23 protein-coding genes are annotated in these 25,235 nt (G+C 62.7%); 20 read left to right on the top strand and 3 right to left on the bottom strand.

Annotated elements, in window-relative coordinates; all coding sequences use genetic code 11:
• The first annotated feature begins 9 nt into the window (after positions 1-9).
• From BG457_RS03585 to tpiA, 8 genes are all read left to right on the top strand, one after another.
• Positions 10-2,940, top strand: coding sequence for a PD-(D/E)XK nuclease family protein (locus tag BG457_RS03585; RefSeq protein ID WP_071795637.1), 2,931 nt, complete (start codon positions 10-12; stop codon positions 2,938-2,940).
• Entirely contained in the window at positions 2,930-6,283 is a 3,354-nt protein-coding gene (gene addA, locus BG457_RS03580; RefSeq protein WP_071796028.1) for a double-strand break repair helicase AddA, read from the top strand. The genes BG457_RS03585 and addA overlap by 11 nt, the downstream gene beginning before the upstream one ends.
• A 34-nt stretch (positions 6,284-6,317) precedes the next feature.
• Complete coding sequence (trxA, locus tag BG457_RS03575; RefSeq protein ID WP_071795636.1) at positions 6,318-6,638, top strand: thioredoxin; 321 nt, start codon at positions 6,318-6,320, stop codon at positions 6,636-6,638.
• A gap of 103 nt (positions 6,639-6,741) precedes the next feature.
• Positions 6,742-7,293, top strand: a complete 552-nt coding sequence (hslV, locus tag BG457_RS03570) for an ATP-dependent protease subunit HslV (RefSeq protein ID WP_071795635.1) — start codon at positions 6,742-6,744, stop codon at positions 7,291-7,293.
• Positions 7,290-8,594: an ATP-dependent protease ATPase subunit HslU gene (gene hslU / locus BG457_RS03565; RefSeq protein ID WP_071795634.1), complete on the top strand. Its 1,305-nt coding sequence runs from the start codon at positions 7,290-7,292 to the stop codon at positions 8,592-8,594. The genes hslV and hslU overlap by 4 nt, the downstream gene beginning before the upstream one ends.
• Positions 8,595-8,667: 73 nt before the next feature.
• The gene (locus tag BG457_RS03560) at positions 8,668-9,024 is read left to right on the top strand and encodes an SUF system Fe-S cluster assembly protein (RefSeq protein ID WP_071795633.1); all 357 of its coding nucleotides are present in this window, start codon (positions 8,668-8,670) and stop codon (positions 9,022-9,024) included.
• 51 nt (positions 9,025-9,075) lie between these two features.
• Positions 9,076-9,468 (top strand): HesB/IscA family protein, encoded by a 393-nt coding sequence (locus tag BG457_RS03555; RefSeq protein WP_071795632.1) that lies wholly within the window; start codon positions 9,076-9,078, stop codon positions 9,466-9,468.
• A 52-nt stretch (positions 9,469-9,520) separates the two neighbouring features.
• Positions 9,521-10,255, top strand: a complete 735-nt coding sequence (gene tpiA, locus BG457_RS03550) for a triose-phosphate isomerase (protein ID WP_071795631.1) — start codon at positions 9,521-9,523, stop codon at positions 10,253-10,255.
• 118 nt (positions 10,256-10,373) lie between these two features.
• Here tpiA and BG457_RS03545 read toward each other — a convergent pair whose 3' ends face one another.
• Both BG457_RS03545 and BG457_RS03540 read right to left on the bottom strand, forming a co-directional pair.
• Positions 10,374-11,114: a rhomboid family intramembrane serine protease gene (locus BG457_RS03545; RefSeq protein WP_084657451.1), complete on the bottom strand. Its 741-nt coding sequence runs from the start codon at positions 11,112-11,114 to the stop codon at positions 10,374-10,376.
• Positions 11,115-11,816 carry a sugar transferase gene (locus BG457_RS03540; protein ID WP_084657450.1) on the bottom strand — a complete coding sequence of 234 codons (702 nt, stop codon included), beginning with the start codon at positions 11,814-11,816 and terminating at the stop codon, positions 11,115-11,117.
• A 417-nt stretch (positions 11,817-12,233) separates the two neighbouring features.
• Between BG457_RS03540 and BG457_RS03535 the strand changes: the two genes are divergently transcribed.
• Positions 12,234-13,076 (top strand): ExeA family protein, encoded by an 843-nt coding sequence (locus BG457_RS03535; RefSeq protein ID WP_071795629.1) that lies wholly within the window; start codon positions 12,234-12,236, stop codon positions 13,074-13,076.
• 6 nt (positions 13,077-13,082) lie between these two features.
• On the opposite strand, the gene BG457_RS03530 is transcribed toward BG457_RS03535, so the two are convergent.
• Positions 13,083-13,505: a VOC family protein gene (locus BG457_RS03530; protein ID WP_071795628.1), complete on the bottom strand. Its 423-nt coding sequence runs from the start codon at positions 13,503-13,505 to the stop codon at positions 13,083-13,085.
• 124 nt (positions 13,506-13,629) lie between these two features.
• Here BG457_RS03530 and BG457_RS03525 point away from each other — a divergent pair, with 124 nt between their 5' ends.
• The 11 genes from BG457_RS03525 (at position 13,630) to BG457_RS03475 (ending at position 25,231) form a co-directional block, all read left to right on the top strand.
• Positions 13,630-14,409 (top strand): thymidylate synthase, encoded by a 780-nt coding sequence (locus BG457_RS03525; RefSeq protein ID WP_071795627.1) that lies wholly within the window; start codon positions 13,630-13,632, stop codon positions 14,407-14,409.
• Positions 14,410-14,892, top strand: a complete 483-nt coding sequence (locus BG457_RS03520; protein WP_071795626.1) for a dihydrofolate reductase — start codon at positions 14,410-14,412, stop codon at positions 14,890-14,892.
• 66 nt (positions 14,893-14,958) lie between these two features.
• A complete protein-coding gene (locus BG457_RS03515) occupies positions 14,959-15,276 on the top strand; it encodes an HPF/RaiA family ribosome-associated protein (protein ID WP_071795625.1) in 318 nt (105 codons plus the stop codon).
• 419 nt (positions 15,277-15,695) lie between these two features.
• Positions 15,696-16,349 (top strand): hypothetical protein, encoded by a 654-nt coding sequence (locus tag BG457_RS03510; protein ID WP_139257533.1) that lies wholly within the window; start codon positions 15,696-15,698, stop codon positions 16,347-16,349.
• A 28-nt stretch (positions 16,350-16,377) separates the two neighbouring features.
• Positions 16,378-18,810, top strand: a complete 2,433-nt coding sequence (gene bcsA / locus BG457_RS03505) for a UDP-forming cellulose synthase catalytic subunit (RefSeq protein ID WP_071795623.1) — start codon at positions 16,378-16,380, stop codon at positions 18,808-18,810.
• A complete protein-coding gene (locus tag BG457_RS03500) occupies positions 18,807-21,065 on the top strand; it encodes a cellulose biosynthesis cyclic di-GMP-binding regulatory protein BcsB (RefSeq protein ID WP_071795622.1) in 2,259 nt (752 codons plus the stop codon). Before bcsA ends, BG457_RS03500 begins: the two co-directional genes overlap by 4 nt.
• The gene (locus BG457_RS03495) at positions 21,062-22,138 is read left to right on the top strand and encodes a family 8 glycosyl hydrolase (protein WP_071795621.1); all 1,077 of its coding nucleotides are present in this window, start codon (positions 21,062-21,064) and stop codon (positions 22,136-22,138) included. The genes BG457_RS03500 and BG457_RS03495 overlap by 4 nt, the downstream gene beginning before the upstream one ends.
• Complete coding sequence (locus tag BG457_RS03490) at positions 22,135-23,556, top strand: outer membrane protein assembly factor BamD (RefSeq protein ID WP_071795620.1); 1,422 nt, start codon at positions 22,135-22,137, stop codon at positions 23,554-23,556. Before BG457_RS03495 ends, BG457_RS03490 begins: the two co-directional genes overlap by 4 nt.
• A 318-nt stretch (positions 23,557-23,874) precedes the next feature.
• Positions 23,875-24,318, top strand: a complete 444-nt coding sequence (locus BG457_RS03485) for a hypothetical protein (protein WP_071795619.1) — start codon at positions 23,875-23,877, stop codon at positions 24,316-24,318.
• 61 nt (positions 24,319-24,379) lie between these two features.
• Entirely contained in the window at positions 24,380-24,763 is a 384-nt protein-coding gene (gene csgH, locus BG457_RS03480; RefSeq protein ID WP_139257532.1) for a curli-like amyloid fiber formation chaperone CsgH, read from the top strand.
• Positions 24,764-24,811: 48 nt separating this feature from the next.
• Positions 24,812-25,231, top strand: coding sequence for a hypothetical protein (locus BG457_RS03475; protein WP_071795617.1), 420 nt, complete (start codon positions 24,812-24,814; stop codon positions 25,229-25,231).
• Positions 25,232-25,235 lie beyond the last annotated feature (4 nt).

The raw sequence follows: 25,235 nt of genomic DNA, 5'->3' as shown, positions 1-25,235 counted from the left end.
GTGCACCGCATGTTCGCGCAGGATCCTGCTCCGCCCCGCCTGTTTGCCCTGCCGCCGGGAGTGGATTTTCCGCAGGCTTTTGCGCAGGGCTGCGCCGCCCGTCTGGCGGGGCTGCCGCCTGAAGTGCGCGCGCGTGTGACAGTGCTGGCCAATTCCGCCCGGATGCGTACCCGGCTGCGCGCAGAATTCGCCGCACAGGGGCCGGGTCTGCAGCCGCGCATCCGCCTGATCACGGACCCGCTGCTGTTCGAGGGGGCTGCGGCGCTTCCCACCGCGATTTCCCCGCTGCGGCGCAGGCTGGAACTTGCGCAACTGGTCGATCGGCTGTTGCGGGCCGCGCCCGATCTGGCCCCGCGCAGTGCGCTTTTTGACCTGTCGGACAGTCTGGCGCGCCTTTTCGCCGAAATGCAGGCCGAAGGCGTGCCGCCAGAGCGGCTGCGCGATCTTGATGTCAGTCGCCATTCCGGCCATTGGGCGCGCGCGCTTGCTTTTATCACATTGGCCGAACAGGTCGTGCATGCCGATGCCCCTGATGCGGAGGGCCGGTTGCGCGCACAGGCCGAGGCGCTGATCGCGCGCTGGCAGGACAGCCCGCCGCAAGACCCGATCCTGATTGCCGGATCGACCGGATCGCGCGGGACGACGGCGCTCCTGATGCAGGCGGTGGCGCGTCTGCCCTTGGGCGCCGTCGTGCTGCCGGGGTTTGATTTCGACATGCCAGCCGAGACATGGGCGGCGCTGCCCGATGGGGCCGCACCCGAGGATCACCCGCAATTCCGGTTCCTTCGATTGTGTCAGGCGCTCGATATCGCGCCTGGGCAGGTCCGGCCATGGGCCGAGGACGGTGCGCCCGAACCTGCACGCAATGCGCTGATCTCGCTTGCGCTGCGCCCCGCGCCGGTGACGGATCAGTGGATGCAGGATGGCCCGCGCCTGCGCGATCTGGACCGCGCCTGCGCCGGGATGACCCTGATCGAGGCACCATCGCCACGGTTGGAGGCACAGGCCATCGCGCTGCGTCTGCGCCATGCTGCCGAAGCCGGGCAGAGTGCGGCGCTGATCACGCCGGATCGCGACCTGACGCGGCGGGTGACGGCGGTGCTGGATCAGTGGCGCATCACGCCGGATGACAGTGCAGGCCGTCCGCTGGCGCTGTCGGCACCGGGGCGGTTCCTGCGCCATGTGGCGGGACTGATGGCGCAGCGGATGGACGGGCAGGCATTGCTGACGCTGCTGAAACATCCGCTGACCCATAGCGCGGGCGAGCGCGGCCCGCATCTGCTGCATACGCGTGATCTGGAATTGCGGATCCGGCGCAAGGGAGTGGCCTATCCCGAGCCGGATTTCCTGCGCGATTTTGCACAGAACAGTGATCGCGGCGACTGGATTGAATGGCTTTGTGCGACCCTGCCTTTCACACCGGACCCGGACCCGCGCCCGCTCAGCGAGCTTGTCACCGCCCATCTGGCGCTTTCCGAGGCGCTGGCAGCAGGACCAGATGGCGGCGAAAGTGAATTGTGGCAGGCCGCCGCCGGTGCAAAAGCGCTCGCGGCGGTGCGCGCGCTTGCGCGCGAGGCAGAGCACGGCGGGGCGCTTTCGCCGCGCGATTACGAGGCTTTCGTCACTTCCTATCTGCAGGGATTCGAGGTGCGCGAGCCGGTTTCCGCGCATCCCGGCATCATGATCTGGGGCACGCTGGAAGCGCGCGTGCAGGGGGCGGATCTGGTGATCCTTGCCGGGCTGAACGAAGGCGTCTGGCCCAAATCGCCCGACCCGGACCCATGGCTGAACCGCCGGATGCGCGCCGATGCAGGGCTTTTGTTGCCCGAACGCCAGATCGGTCTGTCCGCGCATGATTTCCAGCAGGCGATTGCGGCGCGCGAGGTGGTGCTGAGCCGCGCCGTGCGTGACGCCGAAGCGCAGACTGTGCCCTCGCGCTGGCTGAACCGACTGACCAACCTGCTGAACGGGTTGCCCGATCAGGGGGCCGGGGCATTGCAAGACATGCGTGTGCGCGGCAAGCACTGGCTGGCCATGGCCGAGGCATTTGACGCGCATTTTAACCATCTGCCTGTTGACCCGCCTGCCGCGCGCCCTGCGCCTGCGCCGCCGGTCGCGGCGCGTCCTCGCGAATTGCCGGTGACGGCGATCAGCCGCCTGATCCGTGACCCTTACGAGATTTACGCGAAATATGTGCTGGGGTTGCGCAAGCTGAATTCGCTGCACCCCTCGCCCGATGCGCTGTTACGCGGGACCGTGCTGCACAAGGTGCTTGAAGTCTTCACCAAAGCCGCGCCAGAGCCGGACCCGTTGGCACAACTCATGCAGATCGGTGCAGAAGTCTTGCAGAACGAAGTGCCCTGGCCTGCGGCGCGCGCGCTGTTTCAGGCGCGGCTGGCGCGTTCGGCGCAGGCTTTCCTGCAGTTTCATCTGGATCAGCCGGGCCGGGTACTGATGCTGGAGAAACGCGGCGCGATGAATTTTCGAGACCCGGCCTTCACCCTGATCGCCAAGCCCGACCGGGTGGATGAATGGCCGGACGGGCGGGTGCATATCATTGATTACAAGACCGGCACCCCGCCCACGAAAGCGCAGCAGCAGCATTTCGACAAGCAGCTTCTGTTGCAGGCGATGATGGCCGAGGAAGCGGCCTTCGAGGCGCTGGGACTGCGCGAGGTGGCGCGGATCACCTATCTGGGGCTTGGAGCAAAACCGAAGATCGAGGCGACCGAGATCACGCCCGCGCTTCTGGCGGAAACGCGGGATCAGTTCGAGCGGCTGATCCGTGCCTATCTGTCGCCGGATCGCGGCTTTGCCGCGCGGCGCTATCTGCTGAAAGAGCAGGAGGTTTCGGATTACGACCACCTGTCGCGTTTTGGCGAATGGGTGATGCAGGATGAACCCGTGACCCTGCCCGTGGGAGATGCGGATGCAGTTTGACGAGGCCACCCTGGCGCAGAACCGCGCGTCCAGCCCGCGCGACTCGACCTGGCTTTCGGCCAATGCGGGCTCGGGCAAGACCAAGGTTCTGACGGACCGCGTGGCGCGGCTGTTGCTGCGCGGGGTAGAGCCGCAGCGCATCCTGTGCCTGACCTATACCAAGGCGGCGGCCAGCGAGATGCAGAACCGGCTGTTTGCGCTTCTGGGCAAATGGGCGATGCTGCCCGAGGCTGGTTTGCGTGCGGAACTGGCAAAGATCGACGCGGAACCCGCGGGTGGGTTGGCAGAGGCGCGGCGTCTCTTTGCCCGCGCCATCGAGGCGCCGGGTGGGCTGAAGATCCAGACCATCCATTCTTTCTGCGCGGCGCTGCTGCGACGATTCCCGCTGGAAGCCGGGCTTTCCCCGGCCTTCACCGAGATGGATGACCGTTCGGCCCGCATCCTGCGCGCGGATGTGCTGGACAGGCTCGCGGAAGGCGAGGGGCGCGATGCGCTCGATGCCTTGGCAGCGGTGTTCACCGGGGCCGATCTGGACGAGTTGCTGCGCGATATCTGCGGGCAGGCGCAGGCATTCGAGGGGCCATTACCGCAAGCGGATTTGCTGGCGGCGCTGGATTTGCCGGAGGGCTATGATGCTACGACGCTCTTGGCCGATGTGTTCCTTGGCAGCGAATTTGCGCTGTTTGACGCGCTGGCGCCGATCCTCGCCGCAGGCAGCGTGACCGATGCGAAGAACGCGGAAAAGCTGCGTGCGATCGCGCAGGCCGCGCCGGACATAGCCGCGCTGGAGGCGCTGGAAGGGCTGTTTCTGACCGGCCCCGGCGCCAAGGAACCCTTCACGGCGAAAATCGGCAGTTTCCCGACCAAGGCCACGCAAAAAGCCCTCGGTCCGCTTCTTGACCCGCTCAATCACCTGATGGCGCGGGTGGAAAGCGCGCGCGCGCGCAGGCTGGCGCTGGCCTGTTTCACGCGCAGCCGGGCGCTGCATCAGTTTGCCCGCGCCTTTCTGCCCGCCTATGCCGAGGCCAAATCCGCGCGCGGATGGCTGGATTTCGACGATCTGATCGCGCGCGCGGGTCAGTTGCTGACCGACCCTTCGGTCGCGCAATGGGTGCTGTTCAAGCTGGATGGCGGGGTCGATCATATTCTGGTCGATGAGGCGCAGGACACCTCGCCCGGACAATGGCGGGTGATCGAGCATCTGGCGCAGGAATTCACCGCAGGGCTGGGCGCGCGCGATGCCAGCCGCACGCTCTTCGTGGTGGGGGACAAGAAACAGTCGATCTATTCCTTTCAGGGGGCCGATCTGCAGGTTTTCGACGCGATGCAGGCGCAGTTTCGCGACAAACTCGCCCATGTCGATCTGCGCCTGAATGAAGCCCTTCTCGCCCATTCCTTCCGCTCCTCCGACGCGATCCTGCGCATGGTCGATGCGACCTTTCGCCCGCCGCGCGATCGGGGGCTGGGGGGCGTGCCGCAGCATATCGCCTTCAATGCCGACCTGCCGGGGCGGGTGGATCTCTGGCCGGTGATCGAGAGCGGCGAGACCCCGAAGCCCCCCGAATGGTATGATCCGGTCGATGTGCTGCCCGAAGAACACCATTCGCGCCAGTTGGCCCGCGCGATTGCGCGCGAGTTGCGCCGGATGATCGACGCGCGGGTGATGATCCCGCATCGCGGTGGCGCGAAACCCCTGCATGAGGGGGATGTGCTGATCCTTGTGCGCCGCCGCAACGCGCTGTTTCACGAGATCATCGCCGCCTGCAAGGCCGAAGGCTTGCAGATGGCGGGCGCGGACCGGCTGCGGCTGGGGGGCGAAATGGCGGTGCGCGATCTGACTGCGCTGCTGGCCTTTCTTGCCACGCCCGAGGATGATCTGTCGCTGGCGGCTTGCCTGCGCTCGCCGCTTTTTGGCTGGTCCGAGGATCGCCTGTTCAGGCTGGCGCAGGGGCGTGCAGGGGCGTTCTTGTGGACGCGGCTGCGCGAAAGCGGCGAGGCGGCGACGCTGGAGATCATCAACGATCTGCGGCGTCAGACCGATTTCCTGCGTCCTTTCGATCTGATCGAACGGATGCTCACCCGCCATGACGGGCGCCGCCGCCTGATCGCGCGACTGGGACCAGAGGCCGAGGACGGGATCGACGCCTTTCTCGCGCAAGCGCTGGCCTATGAGCCGCTTGAAACCCCCAGCCTGACCGGGTTTCTGGCCTGGCTGGAACAGGGAGATGTGCAGATCAAGCGCGAGCTGGGCCGCGCGGATGGGCGGTTGCGGGTGATGACCGTGCATGGCGCGAAGGGGCTGGAAGCGCCGGTCGTGATCCTGCCGGACACGGCTGACCGCAACGCGCGCGACAGCGGGCAGATTGTGGATGTGGGCGGGCTGCCGCTCTGGCGGGCGTCCAAGGATGATGCGCCGGAGCGCCTGCGCGACAGTCTGGACGCCCGAGCGGTACGGAATGCCGAAGAAGATGCGCGGCTCCTCTATGTCGCGATGACGCGGGCCGAGCATTGGCTGATCGTGGCAGGCGCGGGCAAGGTGAACCAGCCGGAATGCTGGTATAATCGCATGGCCGAGGGGCTGGGGCAGATCGGTGCACTGCCCTGTGACATGCCCACCGGCCGCGGCTTGCGCTACCAGCATCTCGACTGGCCCGAGCAGGAGGATGCCGGATACGAGCCCGTGACCACGAGGGCGAGGGATCTGCCGGAGATGCTCTGGCAGGTGGTACCTGCCTCGGATCCCGCACCGGCGGTTTTGTCCCCTTCGGGGCTGGGCGGGGCCAAGGCGCTGCCGGGCGAGGCGGGTGCGCCTGCAGAAGTCGCATTGGCGCGCGGCACGCAGTTGCATCTTCTGCTGGAGCATCTGCCGCTCTGGCCCGAGGAACTCTGGCACGACCGCGCGCGCGATCTTCTGGCCAGCCATGAGGCCGGTCTGCCCGCAGATTTTGAGCAGCTTCTGGCTGAGGCCATGCGCGTTCTGGCGGCACCGGATCTAGCGCATCTCTTCGGGCCGGACAGTCTGGCCGAGGTCGAGATCACCGCCGAGCTTTTCGACCGTCCACTGTCAGGCACCATCGACCGGCTGCAGGTCGCGGCTGATCATGTGCTGGCTGTGGATTTCAAATCGAACCGCATCGTGCCTGCGCGGGTTGAAGAGGTGCCGGAAGGATTGCTGCGCCAGATGGGGGCCTACCGCGCAGCGCTTGCGCAGGTTTTTCCCGGACGCGAAATCCGGGTCGCACTCTTGTGGACAACGGTCGCCGAACTGATGGTCCTGCCCGCGCCGCTTGTCGATGCCGCAGTTGCGCGCGCGGCGCTTGAATCCCGCGCGCCACAGGCTTAGGTAAGTCGCAACATAACCCAGATTGGAGGGGCCGATGCCCACTGTTGCTGTCACCGATGCCACTTTTGACGCCGAAGTGCGCCAGTCCGATATTCCTGTTGTGGTCGATTTCTGGGCCGAATGGTGTGGCCCCTGCAAGCAGATCGGCCCGGCACTGGAAGAGCTGTCGGCCGAGTTCAATGGCCGGGTGAAGATCGCCAAGGTCAATGTGGATGAAAACCCGAATACGGCGGCCTCGATGGGGATTCGCGGGATCCCCGCATTGTTCCTGTTCAAGGATGGTCAGGTCGTGTCCAACAAGGTCGGCGCGGCGCCGAAATCGGCATTGCAAAGCTGGATCAGCGAGTCTGTCTGATCGGAGATAGGGCGCGAGCGGATCGCGCCCTTTTCCTATGGCACTCCGGGCCGAGAGATGCGCCTCCGGCGGGAGTATTTTCCGGCAAGAAAATGAGGCTGCGATGAGTGATTTTCCGGGCTGGCATGGCACCACAATTCTGGCCGTGCGGCGCGGCGGAGAAGTGGTCGTCGCAGGTGATGGTCAGGTCTCGCTGGGCCAGACCGTGATCAAGGGCACAGCGCGCAAGGTGCGCAGGCTTTCGCCGGGTGGCTATGATGTCGTGGCCGGCTTTGCCGGATCGACCGCCGATGCCTTCACTCTGCTGGAGCGGCTGGAGGCGAAGCTGGAGGCGACGCCGGGGCAGTTGGCGCGCGCATCAGTGGAGCTAGCGAAGGATTGGCGCACCGACAAATACTTGCAGAAGCTGGAAGCGATGCTGATCGTGACCGACGGGCGCGATCTGTTCGTGATCACCGGCGCGGGCGATGTGCTGGAGCCGGAACATGACGCGGCAGCGATCGGCTCGGGCGGGAATTTCGCTTTGGCGGCAGCACGCGGGTTGATGGCGAGCGAGATGTCCGCCGAAGAGGTGGCGCGGCGCGCGATGGCGATTGCGGCCGATATCTGCGTCTATACCAACGGAAACCTGACTGTGGAGAAGATCAGCGCATGACCGACCTGACCCCGCGCGAGATTGTCAGCGAACTTGATCGTTTCATCATCGGCCAGAGGGATGCCAAGCGCGCTGTGGCGGTCGCGTTGCGCAATCGCTGGCGGCGCAAGCAACTGCCGGCCGATCTGCAGGAAGAGGTCTATCCCAAGAATATCCTGATGATCGGCCCCACAGGTGTGGGCAAGACCGAGATCAGCCGCCGTCTGGCCAAGCTCGCGCGTGCGCCGTTTCTAAAGGTCGAAGCCACGAAATTCACCGAAGTGGGCTATGTCGGGCGCGATGTCGAGCAGATCATCCGTGATCTGGTGGACAGTGCCATCCTGATGACCCGCGAGCATATGCGCGAAGATGTGAAGGCGCGCGCCCAAGCTGCGGCCGAGGAACGGGTGATCGCGGCACTGGCGGGGGAGGGGGCACGCGAGGGCACGCGCGAGATGTTCCGCCGCAAGCTCTTGGCGGGAGAGCTGGACGACACGGTGATCGAGATCGAGGTGGCGGATAGTTCGAACCCGATGGGCGGCATGTTCGACATTCCGGGCCAGCCGGGCGGGCAGATGATCCACCTGGGCGAATTGTTCGGCAAGGCGCTGGGCGGGCGCATGACGCGCAAGAAAGTGACGGTTGCGGAAAGCCATGATCTGCTGGTTGCCGAAGAGGCCGACAAGCTTCTGGATGACGAGGCTGTGAAAGCCGCAGCGCTGGAAGCGGTCGAGCAGAACGGGATCGTGTTTCTGGACGAGATCGACAAGGTTTGCGCGCGCTCCGACATGCGCGGCGGTGATGTGAGCCGCGAAGGGGTGCAGCGCGACCTGTTGCCGCTGATCGAGGGCACGACCGTCAGCACCAAGCACGGGCCGGTCAAGACCGATCATATCCTGTTCATCGCCTCGGGCGCGTTTCATATTGCCAAGCCCTCGGACCTGCTGCCGGAATTGCAGGGGCGTTTGCCGATCCGGGTGGAGCTGCGCGCGCTGACCGAGGGCGATTTCGTGCGCATCCTGTCCGAGACCGACAATGCGCTGACCCGGCAATACACCGCGCTGATGGCGACTGAAGAGGTGACTGTCAGCTTCACCGAGGACGGGATTGCCGCGCTGGCGAAGATCGCGGCTGATGTGAATCAGTCGGTCGAAAACATCGGCGCGCGCAGGCTCTATACGGTCATGGAGCGGGTGTTCGAGGAACTGTCCTTTCATGCGCCGGATCGCGCGGGGCAGGCGGTCACGGTTGATGCCGCTTTTGTCGAGACGAATCTGGGCGATCTGGCGCGTTCGGCTGATCTGAGTCGTTATGTGTTGTAAGCCTGCCACTGGACGCGCGGGTTTCTTTTCTTATATAAGTTCTCAGGAATAGGCGGCTCGGAGGGCGCAAGGTATGAGCACGGCACAGAGTGAAGGGGATCTGCTGATCAAGCCCTCGACCACGGATCATGCGCTCTACGAGCCTGTGGTTGAAGCCTGCAAGACCGTGTTTGACCCGGAAATCCCGGTGAACATCTATGATCTGGGGCTGATCTACACGGTCACGATTTCAGAGGCGGGCGAGGTCGGGATCATCATGACCCTGACAGCGCCGGGCTGCCCGGTGGCCGGGGAAATGCCCGGCTGGGTGTCGGATGCTGTCGGCGCGGTTCCGGGGGTGCAGTCGGTCGAGGTCGAAATGACCTTCGATCCGCAATGGGGCATGGACATGATGTCCGATGAGGCACGGCTTGAGCTGGGGTTCATGTAAGTGTCGTATTCCTGCCGGATAAGCCGATGCACAGACGCAAGGTAGATTGAGATGTTCGCGATTCCTGGAAAATCTCCGGTCAGCATGACCCCTGCCGCCGTGCGCCAGATCCGGCGCCTGATGGAGCGCGAGGGGGCGTCCGGCCTGCGCGTGGGTGTCAAGAAGGGCGGCTGTGCGGGCATGGAATACACGATGGAAAGCGCGCAGGATATCCGCGAGCATGAAGAAGTGGTCGAGCAGGATGGTGCCCGCGTCATCATCGCGCCCATGGCGCAGATGTTCCTGTTCGGTACCGAGATTGATTATGAAACCGGATTGATCGAAAGCGCGTTCCGGTTCCGCAATCCGAATGTGACCGAAGCCTGCGGCTGCGGTGAGTCGATCAAGTTCGAGGATGTCGAGACCTTGACGGCCCGTCTGAACAGCGTGAAATCAACGGGCTGATTGCATCTGTAGGGCAGGCCGCGTATCCCTTGGCTCTGAAAGGGAGGACGCCATGACACAAGCCTGCAAACTTGCTGCCGGAAATTGGAAGATGAACGGGCTGCGCGCCGATATGGCAGAGGCGCGGGCACTGGCTACTGCGCTGACGGCCCCGAGTTGTGGCGTGTTGCTGTGTCCACCCGCGACGCTTGTCGCTGCAATGGCCGACGCATTGAGCGGCAGCGCCGTCATGGTGGGCGGACAGGATTGCCACGCCGCGGCGTCAGGCGCGCATACGGGTGATATCTCCGCGCAGATGCTGGCCGATAGCGGGGCAAGCTATGTCATCCTTGGCCATTCCGAGCGCCGCGCGGATCATGGCGAAAGCTCGGGCGATGTCGCGGCGAAGGCGCGGGCCGCCCATGCGGCGGGGCTGATCGCGATCATCTGCCTGGGCGAAACCGAAGCCGAGCGTGACGCCGGGCAGACGCTGGATGTTGTCTTGCGGCAACTGGCCGAGTCTGTCCCCGAGGGGGCAACTGCCGCCAATACCGTGATTGCTTACGAGCCTGTCTGGGCGATCGGGACAGGGCGCACACCGACGCTGGAGCAGATCAGCGAAGTGCATGATGCCCTGCGCGCCAACCTGCCGGACAGCGCGATCTCCTTGCTCTATGGGGGGTCGGTGAAACCCGGCAATGCCGCCGAGATTTTCGCGATTGCCAATGTCGATGGGGCGCTGGTCGGCGGGGCGTCGTTGAAAGCGGCAGATTTCGGGGCGATTGTTGCTGCACTGGATGCGGCTTAAGCGTTTCGGCTTTTCGTTGAATCGCCGAAACGCTTCAGCTTCTTGTCTTGTCACAATTTCGAACCGAACCGAAGGTCCGCGCGAGCGAAAAAGTCTATCAACTTTTTCTGAAATTGTTTCAGACGCGGTAGCGCAGCGTCGGGGTGACAATCGCGGCAAAGAGGACGCCGGCGACAAAGCCCCCCAGATGTGCCTCCCAGGCGACAAGCCCCGACAGGGCCAGCCACAGGATGAGATTGAGCAACACCAGCCCCAGAAGCGACCGCCACAGGGGGCGCATGGAACTGCGCAGATGCTGGCGAAGCTGCCATTCCCAGAATTTCCAGGCCCCGATCAGACCGAACACAGCCCCAGAGGCCCCCACCATCGGCGCCTCTGACCCTGACAGCAGCGCAAAACCTGCGCCGCCGCCAATCGCCGAGAGCGCATAAAGCAAGAGGAACCCCTTTTGCCCGACCCGCGCGACCGCGATACCGCCAAGGGCGAGCACCGCGATCATGTTGCCGATCAGATGCAACAGCCCGCCATGCAGAAAGGCGTAGGTCAGGAACATCGTTTCGCGCTGGAAGGGATATATTGGCTGCCAGCCTGACAAAAGACCGTTCCAGAACGCGCCATGCAGCAACATCTGTCGCCGCAATTCGCCGCCCCCGAACAGGCTGGATTCGAACAATGTCAGCAGGATTTCAGGCAGGCAGGTCAACCCGACAACCCAGATCACGGCTGGCGCATTGGCGCGGGTTGGAAGTGGTATATGCTGTGGACCCATGCGCGAGGAAGTGACACTCTCATCGACCCCATGCAAGCCCCGCGCATGACGCCCTCCCGAGCGGGCGGGCGGGCGCGACTTTTCGGTCACTTAATACCCCGTGCTGTACAGAACTGTACGCAAGGTTTTCCCGACCAGGCGCAGATCCGTCGCAAAGGAAAGATTGCGCGCGTATTCGATATCGAGTTCGGCACGACGCAGGAAATGTGAGTCGTTGCGCTCTGACACTTGCCATACACCGGAGATGCCGGGGCGCAGCGATGTGTAGACAGGCAGGGCAGGGCCGTAGAGATGCTGCTGTTCAGGCATCATGGGCCGCGGGCCAAGCAGACTCATCTGGCCGACAAGAACATTCCAAAGCTGCGGGAGCTCGTCGATTGAGGTCTTGCGCAGAAACAGACCGAAGGCGGTCACGCGGGGGTCATGCTTCAGCTTCTGCGTGGCTTCCCATTCTGCGCGCATGGACGGATCCGTGTCGAGAATATTCTGCAACAGCCTGTCCGCATCGGGATGCATGGTGCGGAATTTCCAGATCCTGAAAGTCGACCCATCCTTGCCGATCCGCGCTTGCGAGTAGAACGGGGCGACACCTTGTACAAGAAGGACGAGGGTCACGGCTATGATGAGAGGCAGAACGATAGGTGCGATCAGTACAACCAGGAACAGGTCGAACAAACGCTTGCCGAAGATACGATAGAATCCCCGAGGGGCGGCTTGCTGGCTTGACGGAGCGTCGTGATCCGCCGGGCACCCTGTGGTGCGCTCACCGTGATACAAAGCGCGTGTTGGCATGAAAAATCCCCCGAGACGTGCGAGTTGGTGCACCTACTGATAACAAGAAGTCCCCATTGGCAGCTACGGGACGTCCAGCGGCCAACTCTCCGCTGCACTATGGTTGTCATACCTTTAACCATTCTGGGTCGCAGTAAAATTCCGCCTTGTGACTCCGCGTTTTGCAAACTGCATCGGAATCTGTCTGCGAAATGTGAACAAATTGCGGTCTGGTTATGGTTTGTTTCTGTTGGGCGTGAGTCGGGAGCATTCATGAATGCGAATGTGGCGTTTCCGCCACAAGTTGGCGAATCACCGGATTGCCATCGCGCGTCAGATGCCACGACTTGGGCTTAATTTGGCTTGAATCCTGCCATCTCGCAGCAGTAACCACCTTTGCAGCGGGAAAAGTATCTTCCTGCTCTGTGGAATGAGGTCATGACCCAGGCATTCAACTCATATCTGGAGCATTTTGGCTTCAGGCAGCGTCCGTTTTCGCTGACGCCGGATCCGGAATTCCTGTTCTGGTCCGATGCGACCCGCGGAGCCTATACGATGCTGCAATACGGGTTGGCCACGCGCGCCCCGATTACCCTGATCACGGGCGAAATCGGTGCCGGAAAGACGGTCCTGCTGCAGCATTTCATCGAAGAGATCGAGGAAGATGACAGCCTTTCGATCGCGCTCGTGACCAATACGCGCCCCAATACGCGCGAAATCCTGCAATGGCTGCTGCCGGAACTGACCAAATCCGACATCAGCGAAGAAGCCAAATTCCTGCGCGTTCAGGAATTTCTGGTGCAGGAATACAATGAGGGGCGGCGCGTGCTTCTGGTCATCGACGAGGCGCAGAACCTGTCGCTTGAGGCGCTGGAAGAATTGCGGATGCTGACCAATATCAATCTGGGCAAGGAAGAGGTCTTGCAACTCTTCCTCATTGGACAGCCGGAGCTGCGTGACAATGTGCGCAGGCCGGAACTTGTGCAATTCGCGCAGCGGGTCGCGGCGAATTATCATCTGCCCTATATGGAATCGCAAACCGTGCTGAAATATATCGCGCATCGGTTGCGGGTGGCAGGCGGGACGCCGGGGACATTCAGCAAACAGGCCGCAGAACTGGTGCATGAGGCGACGGGAGGAATCCCGCGCCTGATCAACCAGCTTTGCGACATGTCGCTGACCTATGCCTTTGCCCAGCAGGAGAAGATGGTCAAACGCAGCACCGTTCAGGCCGTGATTGACGATGGCATCTTCTTTGCGCCGTTTCCGCGCAAGCTCTGATCTGCTTCACCAGTGACCGGTGCTCTCCATGCTGACCCATGGCTCTGCCGGGGGCAGGGCGCTGCCTTTTTGCAGCAACTCGATCGAGACATTATCCGGCGAGCGCACGAAAGCCATGTGCCCGTCGCGCGGCGGGCGGTTGATAGTGACACCGGCGGCCTGCAATTCTGCGCATTTTGCATAAATATCCTCGACCTCATAGGCGAGATGGCCGAAATGGCGGCTGTCCGAGGGCAGGCCGTCATCACCGTCCCAGTTATAGGTCAGCTCGACCGGGCATTCCGGTTGCCCCGGTGGCGCCATGAAGACCAGTGTGAACCGTCCGCCCTCGCTTTCATGGCGGCGGGTTTCTTCCAGTCCCAGCAGTTTGTAAAAGGCGATTGAGGCGTCGAGATCCTTCACCCGGACCATAGTGTGCAGATAGCGCATCCTGTTGCTCCTTGTTCTTGCGCTCAGAAGATAAGGACTTCCACGCGCGCTGCAATGGGGGTTTCAGAATCAATCCTATCCGTTCTATGCTGCGCGACACAGCATGTTGTATCGCGGGCAGGGCATGAAACAGTATCTGGACGGTTTGCGCTATATCCTTGAACATGGCACGTCGTCGGATGACCGCACGGGCACCGGCACGCTGTCGGTTTTCGGCATGCAGATGCGCTATGATCTGGCAGAGGGGTTCCCCTTGGTCACAACCAAGCGCGTACATCTGAAATCTGTCATTCATGAGCTGCTCTGGTTCCTTTCCGGCGATACAAATGTTGAATATCTGCAAGCGAACGGGGTCAGCATCTGGGACGAATGGGCGGATGAGACAGGGGATCTAGGGCCTGTCTATGGTCGCCAGTGGCGCGATTTCGGTGGCGTGGACCAGATCGCAGATCTGGTGTCACAGATCCGCAACGCCCCGGACAGCCGCCGCCTGATCGTCTCGGCCTGGAATCCGGTGGATGTGCCGCAGATGGCGCTGCCGCCCTGTCATACGCTCTGGCAGGTGCGCGTGCTCGGGGGCAAGCTGCATCTGCAGCTTTATCAGCGGTCGGCGGACATGTTTCTTGGCGTGCCGTTCAACATCGCGTCTTATGCGCTGCTGCAGATGATGCTGGCCAAGGTCACGGGCTTGGAGCCGGGAAGTTTCGTGCATACGCTGGGCGATGCGCATATCTACTCGAACCATATGGAACAGGTGCAGACCCAGCTTGCCCGCGACCCGCGCCCGCTGCCGCGCATGGAAATCCTGCGCGCTCCCGACACGATCTTCGACTTCACCTATGAGGATTTCCGCATCCATGACTATGACCCGCATCCCGCGATCAAGGCACCGGTGGCAGTCTGAATGCTGAGCCTGATTGTTGCGCGCGCACGGAACGGTGCCATTGGCCGGGACGGTACGATTCCCTGGCATGCGCCTGAAGATCTTGCCTTTTTCCAGCGTGAAACTCTGGGCGGGGCCATCATCATGGGGCGCAGGACCTGGGACAGCCTGCCGAAGCGTCCCTTGCCGCGTCGGCTGAACATCGTCGTGACCTCGACGCCGCGCGCCGCAGAGGATTCGACATTGTTTGTCTCGCTGGAAAACGCGCTTGATGCGGCCCGCGCGGCGGGGCATTTGCGTCTCTATGCGATTGGAGGTGCCGGGATCTATCGGGCGTTCCTGCCGCAGGCTGACCGGCTTCTGATCACCGAGGTCGATATTGACGTGCCGGATGCCGACACGTTTTTTCCGCCGATCATGCCGGAAGAGTGGCGGCTGGCGGCCAGCCTGCCCTTGCGGCAAGACAATCCGCGCTGCGTGCTGACCGAGTATCTTCGGCGCTGACAAAAGCGTCATTGTGATGCCGCGCCCCGCGACCTACATCTGCTGAAGTGTCAGATGGAGAGAGCGATGCATATTCAGGTCAATACTGACAACACGATTGCCGGGCGCGAGGATGTCATAACTTTTGTCGAGGGGGTAATCACCTCGAAACTGGGCGCGGTGTCGGGTTCGGTCACACGTGTCGAGGTGCATTTGCAGGACCAGAATGCCGAGAAGAAAGGCCCTGATGACAAGCGCTGCATGATCGAAGTGCGGCTTGAAGGGCGCCAGCCGGTCAGCACGACCCATATGGCCGACAATCTGCAATCTGCTGTGACGGGGGCGGTGGACAAGATGCGCAATCTGCTTGATCGCGAGCTTGGCAAGGCCCGCGCCCGCCGCTGAACCGCTGCGGATGCCCCGCAATGTGTCTTATCGGACACATTGCGCTCGCACGCTATTCTATGCGCCATTTGTGCTCGCGGCCAAAGCTATAGCAACATGTTGTGCGTTTTCGCGAAAGCTGTCCTACAGTTCCCGCTCTGATTGAGGCCTGGCCCGTCCGGTCGCGCCTTTTGCGCAATCAGGGCCTATGAATGCGCGCTGTCGTGCAGGAATGATTGTCAAATCGCTTTAATTTCAGTAAAGTTTGAGTGTTAATCCTGAAAACAGGAAACAAATGACCCTCCGGGAAAAAGAGAGGGCATTGAACAGAGGCATAGGCAAGATGGGCTGGTCTTTCGACCATCGCTTGAAGGATATGTCGTGCGAAGCCATAGGCTTGGCGCGCGATCTTCATGCGAGACATGCCCGAAGGGCGGATCATGGGCTTTGAGAACCAGCTGTTTCGGAACATCGTGGACTCCGCGCTCGTGCGCATGTCAACCGGCCTGCGCCTGGTGGCGGGTATCGCGCTGGCTGTCGGGGTAAGCGCCTGTCAGATGACCTCGCAAGGCGGGCAGAGCAGCCGTACCGAACTGGCAGAGGCGTTGTCAGAATACCGGATCGTACCGGCGGGGCGCGCTTTCATCACTGTACCCGACGCAATTCTGGTGATGGAACGCGACCTTGGCGTCGCGCTTGAGCAGCGCATTACCTTGCCGAACGCGACCACGCTTGCCGGGGAAAACACCATTCAGCTGCGGGCACAGACCAGCCGGTCCTCCAGCCCGACCCGGCTGCAACTGACCGAAGTCCTCGCGCAGTTCGGCGGCGTTCCATCGCCTTTCCGTGCATTGGACGACTCTGGGCTTAGCTCCAGCAGCGACCAGCATGGCGATGTGACCTATACGGTTCTGCGCCCCGGCGGGGATGTGACCTGCGTGCTGGCCTTTCGTCGCTCGCGTATCGGAGCGCGCCCCTTGCCGCGGGGCTCTTCGGCGCTGGACATGATGATGCGAAACTGCGTGGCGGGTTCCGTTCAGGATGCCCTTGCGCCGCTCGGGCCGCAGGCCTTCTCGCTTGGAGTGGCGCGATGATCGTGATTTTGAAAAAAGGCATGTTTCCATGAGTTTTCTGATTGCGACACGCAAGCTTCGCCTTGGCGAAATTGGCTTGTTCCTGCTTTGGGCAGCTTTGGTGGTGCCGCTTGCCATTCTGGCCAGCATACCGACCTCCACCGCCGTACAAGGGGCGCTGGGGCTCTTCGCCGTTCTGGTGGTCGCGCTGCTCAAGCCCTTTACCATGAAGAACATCGTGGCGCGCTTCGCGCTCCTGGCCGTCGCAAGCGCAATCGTGATGCGTTACTGGTCCTGGCGCGCGACGGAAACGCTGCCCCCGCTTGACAATCCGGTCTCTTTCGCGGTCGCGCTGGGTCTTTTCGCAGTCGAAACCTACGCGATCTGTGTCTTTTTCATCAGTTCCTTCATTACCGCCGATCCGATCAACCGCAACCTGCCGCCCAAGGTGGCCGCCGCCGATCTGCCGACTGTCGATATTCTGGTGCCCAGCTATAACGAGCCGACCGAGATGCTTGCGGTGACTCTCTCCGCCGCGAAGAACATGCATTATCCCGCCCATAAACGCACCGTGGTTCTGTGCGATGATGGCGGGACCGACCAACGCTGCAACCATGAAGACCCCGCCATCTCTGAAAAGGCGCGTAAGCGGCGGGCAGAGTTGCAGAATCTGTGTGCGGAGCTGGGGATCGTCTATTCGACCCGGCCGAAGAATGAGCATGCCAAGGCCGGGAACATGTCCGCCGCGCTGGAGCGGCTGAATGGGGATCTGGTGGTGGTTTTTGATGCCGACCATGTGCCCAGCCGTGACTTTCTCGCTCGGACGGTGGGGTATTTCGTCGAGGATCCGAAGCTGTTTTTGGTCCAGACGCCGCATTTCTTTCTCAATCCCGATCCGGTTGAACGCAATGTCGGCTTTCGCGCCGATTGCCCGCCGGAGAACGAGATGTTCTACCATTTGGGACATCGGGGGCTCGACCGCTGGGGTGGGGCCTTTTTCTGTGGTTCTGCGGCCCTGCTCCGGCGCGCTGCGCTGGATGATGTGGGGGGATTTGCTGGCGAGACCATTACCGAGGATGCCGAGACCGCGCTGGAGATCCATAGTCGGGGCTGGAAGAGCCTCTATGTCGATCATGCGATGATTGCGGGGCTGCAGCCCGAAACCTTTGTGTCATTCATCGAGCAGCGCGGACGCTGGGCGGCGGGGATGATGCAGCTTCTGCGTCTGAAAAACCCGTTGCGCCGCAAGGGGATGAGCCTGACACAGCGCCTGTGCTATCTGAACTCCATGACCTTCTGGCTGTTTCCGCTGGTGCGCATGGTCTTTCTGCTGGCGCCGCTGTCCTATCTTTTCTTCGGGATGCAGATCTTTGTCGCGACCATCGAGGAGGTGATGGTCTATATGGGCGCCTATATGGCCATCAGCTTCATGGTGCAGAACGCGCTTTATGCCCGGGTGCGCTGGCCCCTCATGTCCGAGATCTACGAGACAGCGCAGGCGCCTTACCTGTCGGGCGTTGTCCTCAAGACCCTGGTCAAACCGCGCGGCGCGAAATTCAACGTGACTGCCAAGGATGAGGTTCTGGAGGAAGATTACATCTCGCCGATCTTCAAGCCGCTCCTGGCGCTCTGGGTGATCGGTGCGCTGGGTGTTGCGGCGGCAGGTGTGCGCTGGGTGCTCTATCCGGGGGATCATACGATCCTGATGATCGTCGGCGGCTGGGCGGTGTTCAATTTCATCATCCTGTCGGCATCCTTGCGGGCGATTGCCGAGCGGCAGCAGCGTCGTGGCGTGCCACGGGTCGACATGAAGGTGCCTGCGGTCGCGGCCATCGGGCGCGATGGTCGGTTCAGCTTCACGGCGGCCACGATACTCAACTCATCGACCAGCGGGGCGCGGCTTCGGCTGGTGGCTGGTCCCGAAACGGATCCGGCGGAACTTGCCGCGATCGCACCGGGTTATGTGCTCTATTTTACGCCGGAATTCCCGAAATCGCCGCATCTGGAAAATGCCGTGCGGGTTCAGGTCAAGAATGTCGAGCGCACCAATACAGGCGTCATCGTCGGCGTGCGCTACGACCCCGACCAGCCGATGCTGGCGCGCGAGACGATTGCGCATCTGATCTTTGGCGACAGTGCGACATGGGAAACGGTGCGCGCGGGCAAGAACAAGCCCATGCCGATGCTCAAGGGCATGCTCTATGTTGCCGGTCTGGCCTGCAGCTCTGTCTATCATACAATGCGCGCGCTGGCTGCAGAACCCGCCCGCAGGCGGGCCGCAGAGGAACGCGCCCGCATGAACGAGATCATGGATCTGGAGCCCGCGCATATTCTGGCCTTCGGCGAGGCGTTCGACCCCGATATCGCCAATCCCGATTTTTCGTTCGAGCAGTATGGCGCGGGCGTGCCGGGGATAACGACGGCTGCCGCCGCCAATCGCCACGCCCGGATCCTCGCGCGCGGTCTGGAGACGAAGCCATGAGCTGCACAAAGCAGATGCGGCGGGCAGGGCCCCGGCTGCTTGCCGGTTTGCTTGCGCTTGCGATGCAATTCGCACCTGTTGCCGCGCAGGATGCCTCCGACAGTCTGATCCCCATGCCGGAGGGGGCGGGACCGGAACTGCCGACCGATGTTTCGCCCATTGATCTGCAGGAGCGCATTGATCCGACCCGCCGTGTCGTCGCGGCGCAGGATGCCACGGATGCTGATCGGCAGAGCTGGGTATCGCCTTTGCGCCTTCTGGATCTGGGATATCCGATGCGTGGCAGCGTGGCGCGTATCTCTGGCGAGCGCGAATGGGTCGCCTTCGATGTCTATGCCAGCGCGGGCGCGGATCAGCAGATTCTGCGCCTGACGACCGTTTCGGGGATCAACAATCTGCCCGAACGCTCTTATCTTCGCATCTCGCTCAACGGCACGGATCTCGGCAGGCGCAATCTGGAGCATGTCGAGTCTTTCGGGGCGATTGATTTTACGCTGCCGCCTGATGTCCTTGTGCCGGGACGCAATCGCGTTCAGATCGAGTTGCGTCAGCAGCACAGGATCTATTGCGGGCCTGAAGCCGCTTTCGATCTGTGGACCGATATTGACCTGTCGAAAAGCGGCCTGCTTATCCGCCGCGACTCTGAGAGTGTCGGTGTCGAGACCTTTCTGATGGCCTTGGCCGCGCAGGCAACCGGGGTGCGTCCGGTCGAAATCCGCGGGCTGGAGTCGCTGGGCGCAGATGCGGAGAACTGGCGGAAGTTCCTTGTCAGCCGACTCAATCAGGTGCTTTCAGGGGCGCCGGTGGCCTTCCGTTTCGAGGATTACTGGACCGCCGATCCTGGGGAGCGCGCGCATGCGCGCATCACGGTACTGCCCGCAGCGCAGAGCCGGATGCGTTTTGCCACCGGCGGAGATGGCGCGGTCGTTATGGTGCTGGAAGTGGCGCAGGGGGAAAATCCCGAAGATCTTCTGGCAGCGATCCCGCAATTCGAAAGGCGCTATCAGGATGCGCTTGCGCCCCTGGTGATGCCGGAGCGAAACATCCCCTTCGCGGAACTCGGGGCGAGAACCGAGGATTTTTCGCAGCATTATGCCATGCGCAACCATGTTTTCAGGTTGCCGCATGACTGGCTTGTACTGACCGCCGCCAAAGCCCGGATCGAACTGGATTATGCCTTCGCCACCAATCTGCCGGAAGGGGCCATGCTGCTTCTGAGCATGAATGGCACCGCGATCCGGCTACTGCCGCTGTGGCATGGTGGCGGTGCGCCGATTGAAGCCTTCCCCATCGATTTCGAAGCGCGACTGATGCATCCGGGGACGAATGTTCTTACGCTGCAGATGTTTGTGCCGGGCAATCCGCCCGATCTGCCCTGCCCGTCGGGGGAAAGCCCGGTGCTTCAGATATCGGAGAGCTCGACGCTGCATGTGCCTTACAGTCCTGCGATGGCCATTCCGGATATGGATCTGGCCTTTGCCACGCTTGGCGCAGACAGTCTGCGCAGGAATGAGCTTAGCGCGCGGGCCTTTTCCGATGCGGATGTTCTGACGCTTTCGGCGGCGCTGAGCCGTTCGCGTGAAACCCAGCATGCTTCGGTTCTGCATCTGATCGCGATTGACGATCTGGCCTCGATCCCGACCGGGCATCACCGCGCGGACCGCCGCCTGCTGGAAGATACGGTCCTGAGCGGACCGGGCGAGGCGGCTCTGTTCAACGAGAATACAGCGAGCATGGCGCAGGATCCGTTCATGGCCCGGCGGCCTGCATCCCAGCCTTTCACCGCGATGTTGACTGCGGGCTGGGACGAAGCTCTGGGCCGCGCGCGCTGGCTGCGCGACAGGGTTTTCCCGCATAGCGGCGATCAGCTTAATGCCTGGCTGGCCGAGCAGCGCGGTCACGCGGTCCTGTTCCAGCTTGACGCGGAGCGTCCGGGGGAAATCTGGATGCTGCGCAGCCCCGAGAGTGATATCCATACGATTGCCCTGGCAATCGCGGGCGCGCGTGCTTTTGGCGGTGGGCCGAAGGGGCAGGTTTCGGTGCTGACCGAAGAAGGTCACTGGAATAACTGGTTCGCGCCGGATCGCCGGCCTGTTCTGCTGGAGCCGTGGTCGCGGCAGAATTTCCGCGCCGCGATGGGCAATTTGGTCTCTGCACGACCGATCTTCTACACCATCCTGATGCTGGGGATTGCCCTGCTATCGGCGCTGGTCGCGCTGCGACTGGTCATCTCGACGAGGGAGCATAAGACATGAACAGGCGGGATTTCCTTGCCAGTGCCGGGGCGCTTGGACTGATGGGCTTGTCCCTGCCCGCGCAGGGCAGCATTCAGGGCGATCTGGCGCAGACCGGACGGGGCGTCTGGGAGAGCTGGAAAGCCGCGTTCCTGTCCGCCGACGGGCGCGTGATCGACGGGTTGCAGCAGCAGTCGAGCCATTCCGAAGGGCAGGGCTATGGCATGTTCCTGGCCACGGTCTTTGACGATGCGGCGAGTTTTCGCCAGATGTTCCAATGGACCGAGCGCCATCTTGCGATTCGACCGGATGCCTTGCTGGCCTGGCGCTGGCTGCCGGGACAGGCCAATCCGGTGCCCGACCGCAACAATGCATCGGATGGTGATCTGTTCTACGCCTGGGCACTGGTGCGGGCTGCTGCGCGTTTTCGGGATCGAACCTATCTGGAGCGCGCACAGGAGATCGCGGCGGCGCTGGCCGAGACCTGTATCCTGCCCATGCCGGGGCGCAGTGACCAGCTTGTGCTGTTGCCTGCGACCTATGGCTTCCAGCATGAGACACATCTGTCGCTGAACCCGTCCTATTACATGCCGCTTGCCATGCGAGAGGTGGCAGCAGCCACCGGAACCCCTGCACTGGCTGCCTGCGCGCTTTCCGGCGAGGCGCTGCTGCACGAGATTGCCAGCGAGGGGCTTGTGCCGGACTGGGTGGACGTCACGCAATCGGGGCTTCGCGCCTCGGAGGTGCTTTCGGCCAATGCAGGCTATGAGGCGTTGCGCGTGCCCCTGTTCCTGATCTGGTCGCGCGTTCCCGATCACATCGCCGTCCGACGCATGGCCGCAGTCTATGAGCGCACCGTCCAGCCGGGCATTGCGGTTCCCACTGTTATCGAGCCGCTGTCCGGGGTGGTGCTCGAAAGCAGTGCCGACCCCGGCTATCAGGCGCTGGCCGGGTTGACGATCTGCTCCAGCCAGCGCGGGCTGGGGGCCACGATCCCCCCGTTCTCGCCCGACCAGCCCTATTATCCTGCGACCCTGCAGCTGTTCGCGATGGTCGCGGTTCATGAAACCTTGCCCGAATGTGTGCCTCTATGACGATTGCAAAGACCCTGCCCTATGCATTGGGAGCGTTTTGCCTTGCCTTGACTTTGGGTGTCGGTGCGTCGCTTGCGCAGACGGCCTCGCATGAGGATCTGCGTGCGCTGCGCTATTATCTGCAACAGAATGATCAAGCCGCCGCGCAGGCCGAATTGCGGCGTTTGCGGGTGGCTTTTCCGGACTGGCGCCCGCCCGCCAATCTGAGTGAGCTACTGGCGGTCGAGACGACTGTGGGTGTCGATGAAGGGGCGATATGGCGCCTGATCGAGCGGCGCGACTATGCGGCTGCCCGGCAGGCGATCGAGCAGGGGCGGGGGCGCGTTGCGGGCTGGACACCCCCCTCCGACATGCTGCGGGTGCTTGAGACCAATGAGGCGCAGGACAATTTCAGCGCTGCCGTTTCCGCGCGGGACGCGACCAGAGCCATTTCGATTGCACGGGGTGCGCCGCAGCTGATGAGTTGCGACCGGATCAACAATGCCTGGCTGCTTGCGGATATGTATATCCTGTCCGGGCAGAACGGACATGCGCTGACGACCTATCGCAATACCGTGCAGTCCTGCCCGAGCTACAGCCAGATGCAGACCACATTGGAGAAATCCTCGGTCATCGCGTCGCAGGCGGAATTGCGCGATCTTTTCGGCGTGGCGCATCGTGCCAATCCGGGCGCGAAAGGGCAGCTTGACCAGCTTGCAGCGCGGCTGCTTGGCGGCGGTACAGCCCCCGCCACCAGCACCGCCGCCGCAGCGCCAGCGCGACCGGCCCCGGCGGCGGCACCTGCGCCTGCGATTGTTCCGGCCCCGGCGCCGGTTGCCGCAGCGCCCGCCAGCCCTGTGCGCGGCGCTTTGCCCCTGCGCGGCGATGGCCGGGTCGCAGAAGCGCGGCGTCTGAAGGAGCAGGAGCAATATGCGCGCTGTCTGGCAGCCTCGCAATCGCCGCGCTCGCTGGATCTGCTCTATGAGCGCTCATGGTGCGCCTTCAGTCACCAGCGCCCCACCGAGGCGCTGACGGGTTTTCAGGCGGCTGCGCAGGCAGGCGATTCGCTGGGTGCGAATGTGCGGCGTGATGCATATTTCGGGATGGCGCTGGCCTATCTGGCGATGAATATGACCGAGCAAGGCGCCGCAACCGCCGCGCAGGTGCGTCTGAGCGACGCGCAGCACAAGGAAATCGAGACCATTGTGCTGGATCAACGCGGGGTGAGAGCTTACCGCGCGGGGGATTACCGTCAGGCGATCGGGTATTTCGATGCGCTGGAGCGGCTCAGCGGCTCGTTGCGTCGCGATCTGGCGATCCTGCGGGCCTATGCCTATCTCAATACCGGCCAGCGCCCGACTGCGCGCGCAGAATTCGAGCGGTTGCATGCCCAACTGGCGACGGCCGAGACCCGGCAGGGGCTGAACGCGGCGCGCTAGGCTGCAGGGTTCGCGACATTAGCGAGCTGCCCTCAAGGGCGCGTGTCATTGGCACGCGCCCTTTCTGCATTCCATGGTGTGTTCGTTCATTCAATTGAAATATTTGCATTTTTCTTCATCCGGCGAGGCATAGATCCGGCTTTGATATCCGATAACACGCGCCCTGCAATCGCGTAGCGGTGCCCTGATATTGCTTGGCCGAACAGACCGGCAGCAGGTTGGCTCTGCGGATCACCCGCATCACACCACACACCACATGCACCACCATCGGGACAGTCCCGACATCACATACCAACCAGATCAACAGGAGTTCCTGATATGACCTTTTCTCTTCCCAGCACCTTGACCGGTACGGCACTCGCGCTTGTTGTGACCCTTGTTTCTCTGCCCGCGGATGCCGGATCGAACCGGGTCCAGGTCAATCAGTGGGGGCGTGACAACGGGGCCGCTGTCGCACAGACCGGCCACCGCCAGCGTGTTTCGGTCACGCAAAGCGGTCGCAGCAATCTGTCGCTGAACACGCAGGACGGTGCGCGCAACCGCGTTGTCGTGGGCCAGGTCGGCTGCAACAATGTGGCGGACACTGCTCAGAGCGGTCGGCGCAATATCGTCGGCGTCTCGCAGGTCGGCTGCCGCAATGACGCGACCGTGACCCAGACCGGAAGCCGCAATGCGGTCGGGGTTATCCAGACCGGCAATGGCAACACCGCCAACACCACGCAGCACGGCAACGGCAATGTGGTCCTGATCATCCAGGACTGATCCCGCCTTTTTTGCCGGGAGCAACCGCTCCCGGCGACAATCCCGAGAAAGGAGCCTTCTCATGTCCGCGATGACTTACACGATTGCTGCCCTTGTCATTACCGGTGCGGCCTGCACCGCCAGCCTTGCCACTTCGCAAAACGATGCATCCGCCAGCGAAGCTCTGGTCTGCGAGCTGCGCCTGACCGAGACCAACCGTCAGGTGACGATCGCTGCGGAAGCCAAGGCGCGTCAGGCCATGCGTGGCACTTACGAGCTGAATATCGACCAGCGCAGCGCTGCGGGCCGGTCCACAATCCGTCAGGGCGGCGAGTTCGACCTCAAGGCGGGTGAACGCAGCACGCTCGGTCAGGCCAGCTTCTCGGGCCGGGCGCGCGATTTCAATGCCGAACTGACGGTCAAGGCCAATGGCCAGACCAGAACCTGCCGCTCTGCGGCCTTGTAGAGGGGCCGCTCTCACTTTCACCCCACGCTTTCAGAAAGGAATACTGCCATGTTCCGCGTCACCGCCACGACCAGGCCCGCCCGTTTCTCAGCGCTTGCGGCCCTTGTGCTCACGCTTTCCCTGCCCGCTGCCGCTCTCGATGCGAAAACATTGTCACTTTCGATCAATGCCCGGAACGCCGATGAGGCCCGCGCCCTGAACACCGCGATCACGCTCTATTCCATTCACCGCGATATCCGCGCCGGTGCAGATGTGCGGCAGGTGGGGCGCAACCATGCTGCCCGCGTCCACCAGTCGGGCGGCGGCAATCAGGGCATCATCCGCCAGCGCGGGCAGGGGCATAGTGCCAATCTCACTCAGAAAGGCGGCAATAACGGGCAGGTGATCCTGCAATACGGCAACGGCGCGCATGCCAATGTGCATCAGAGTGGCGGACAGGCCGGTATCCTGATCCAGTTAGCCCCCTGATTTG

The organism is Natronohydrobacter thiooxidans, assembly GCF_001884735.1.
Taxonomy (GTDB): domain Bacteria; phylum Pseudomonadota; class Alphaproteobacteria; order Rhodobacterales; family Rhodobacteraceae; genus Roseinatronobacter; species Roseinatronobacter thiooxidans_A.
This window is presented reverse-complemented; position numbering and strand designations above follow the sequence as displayed.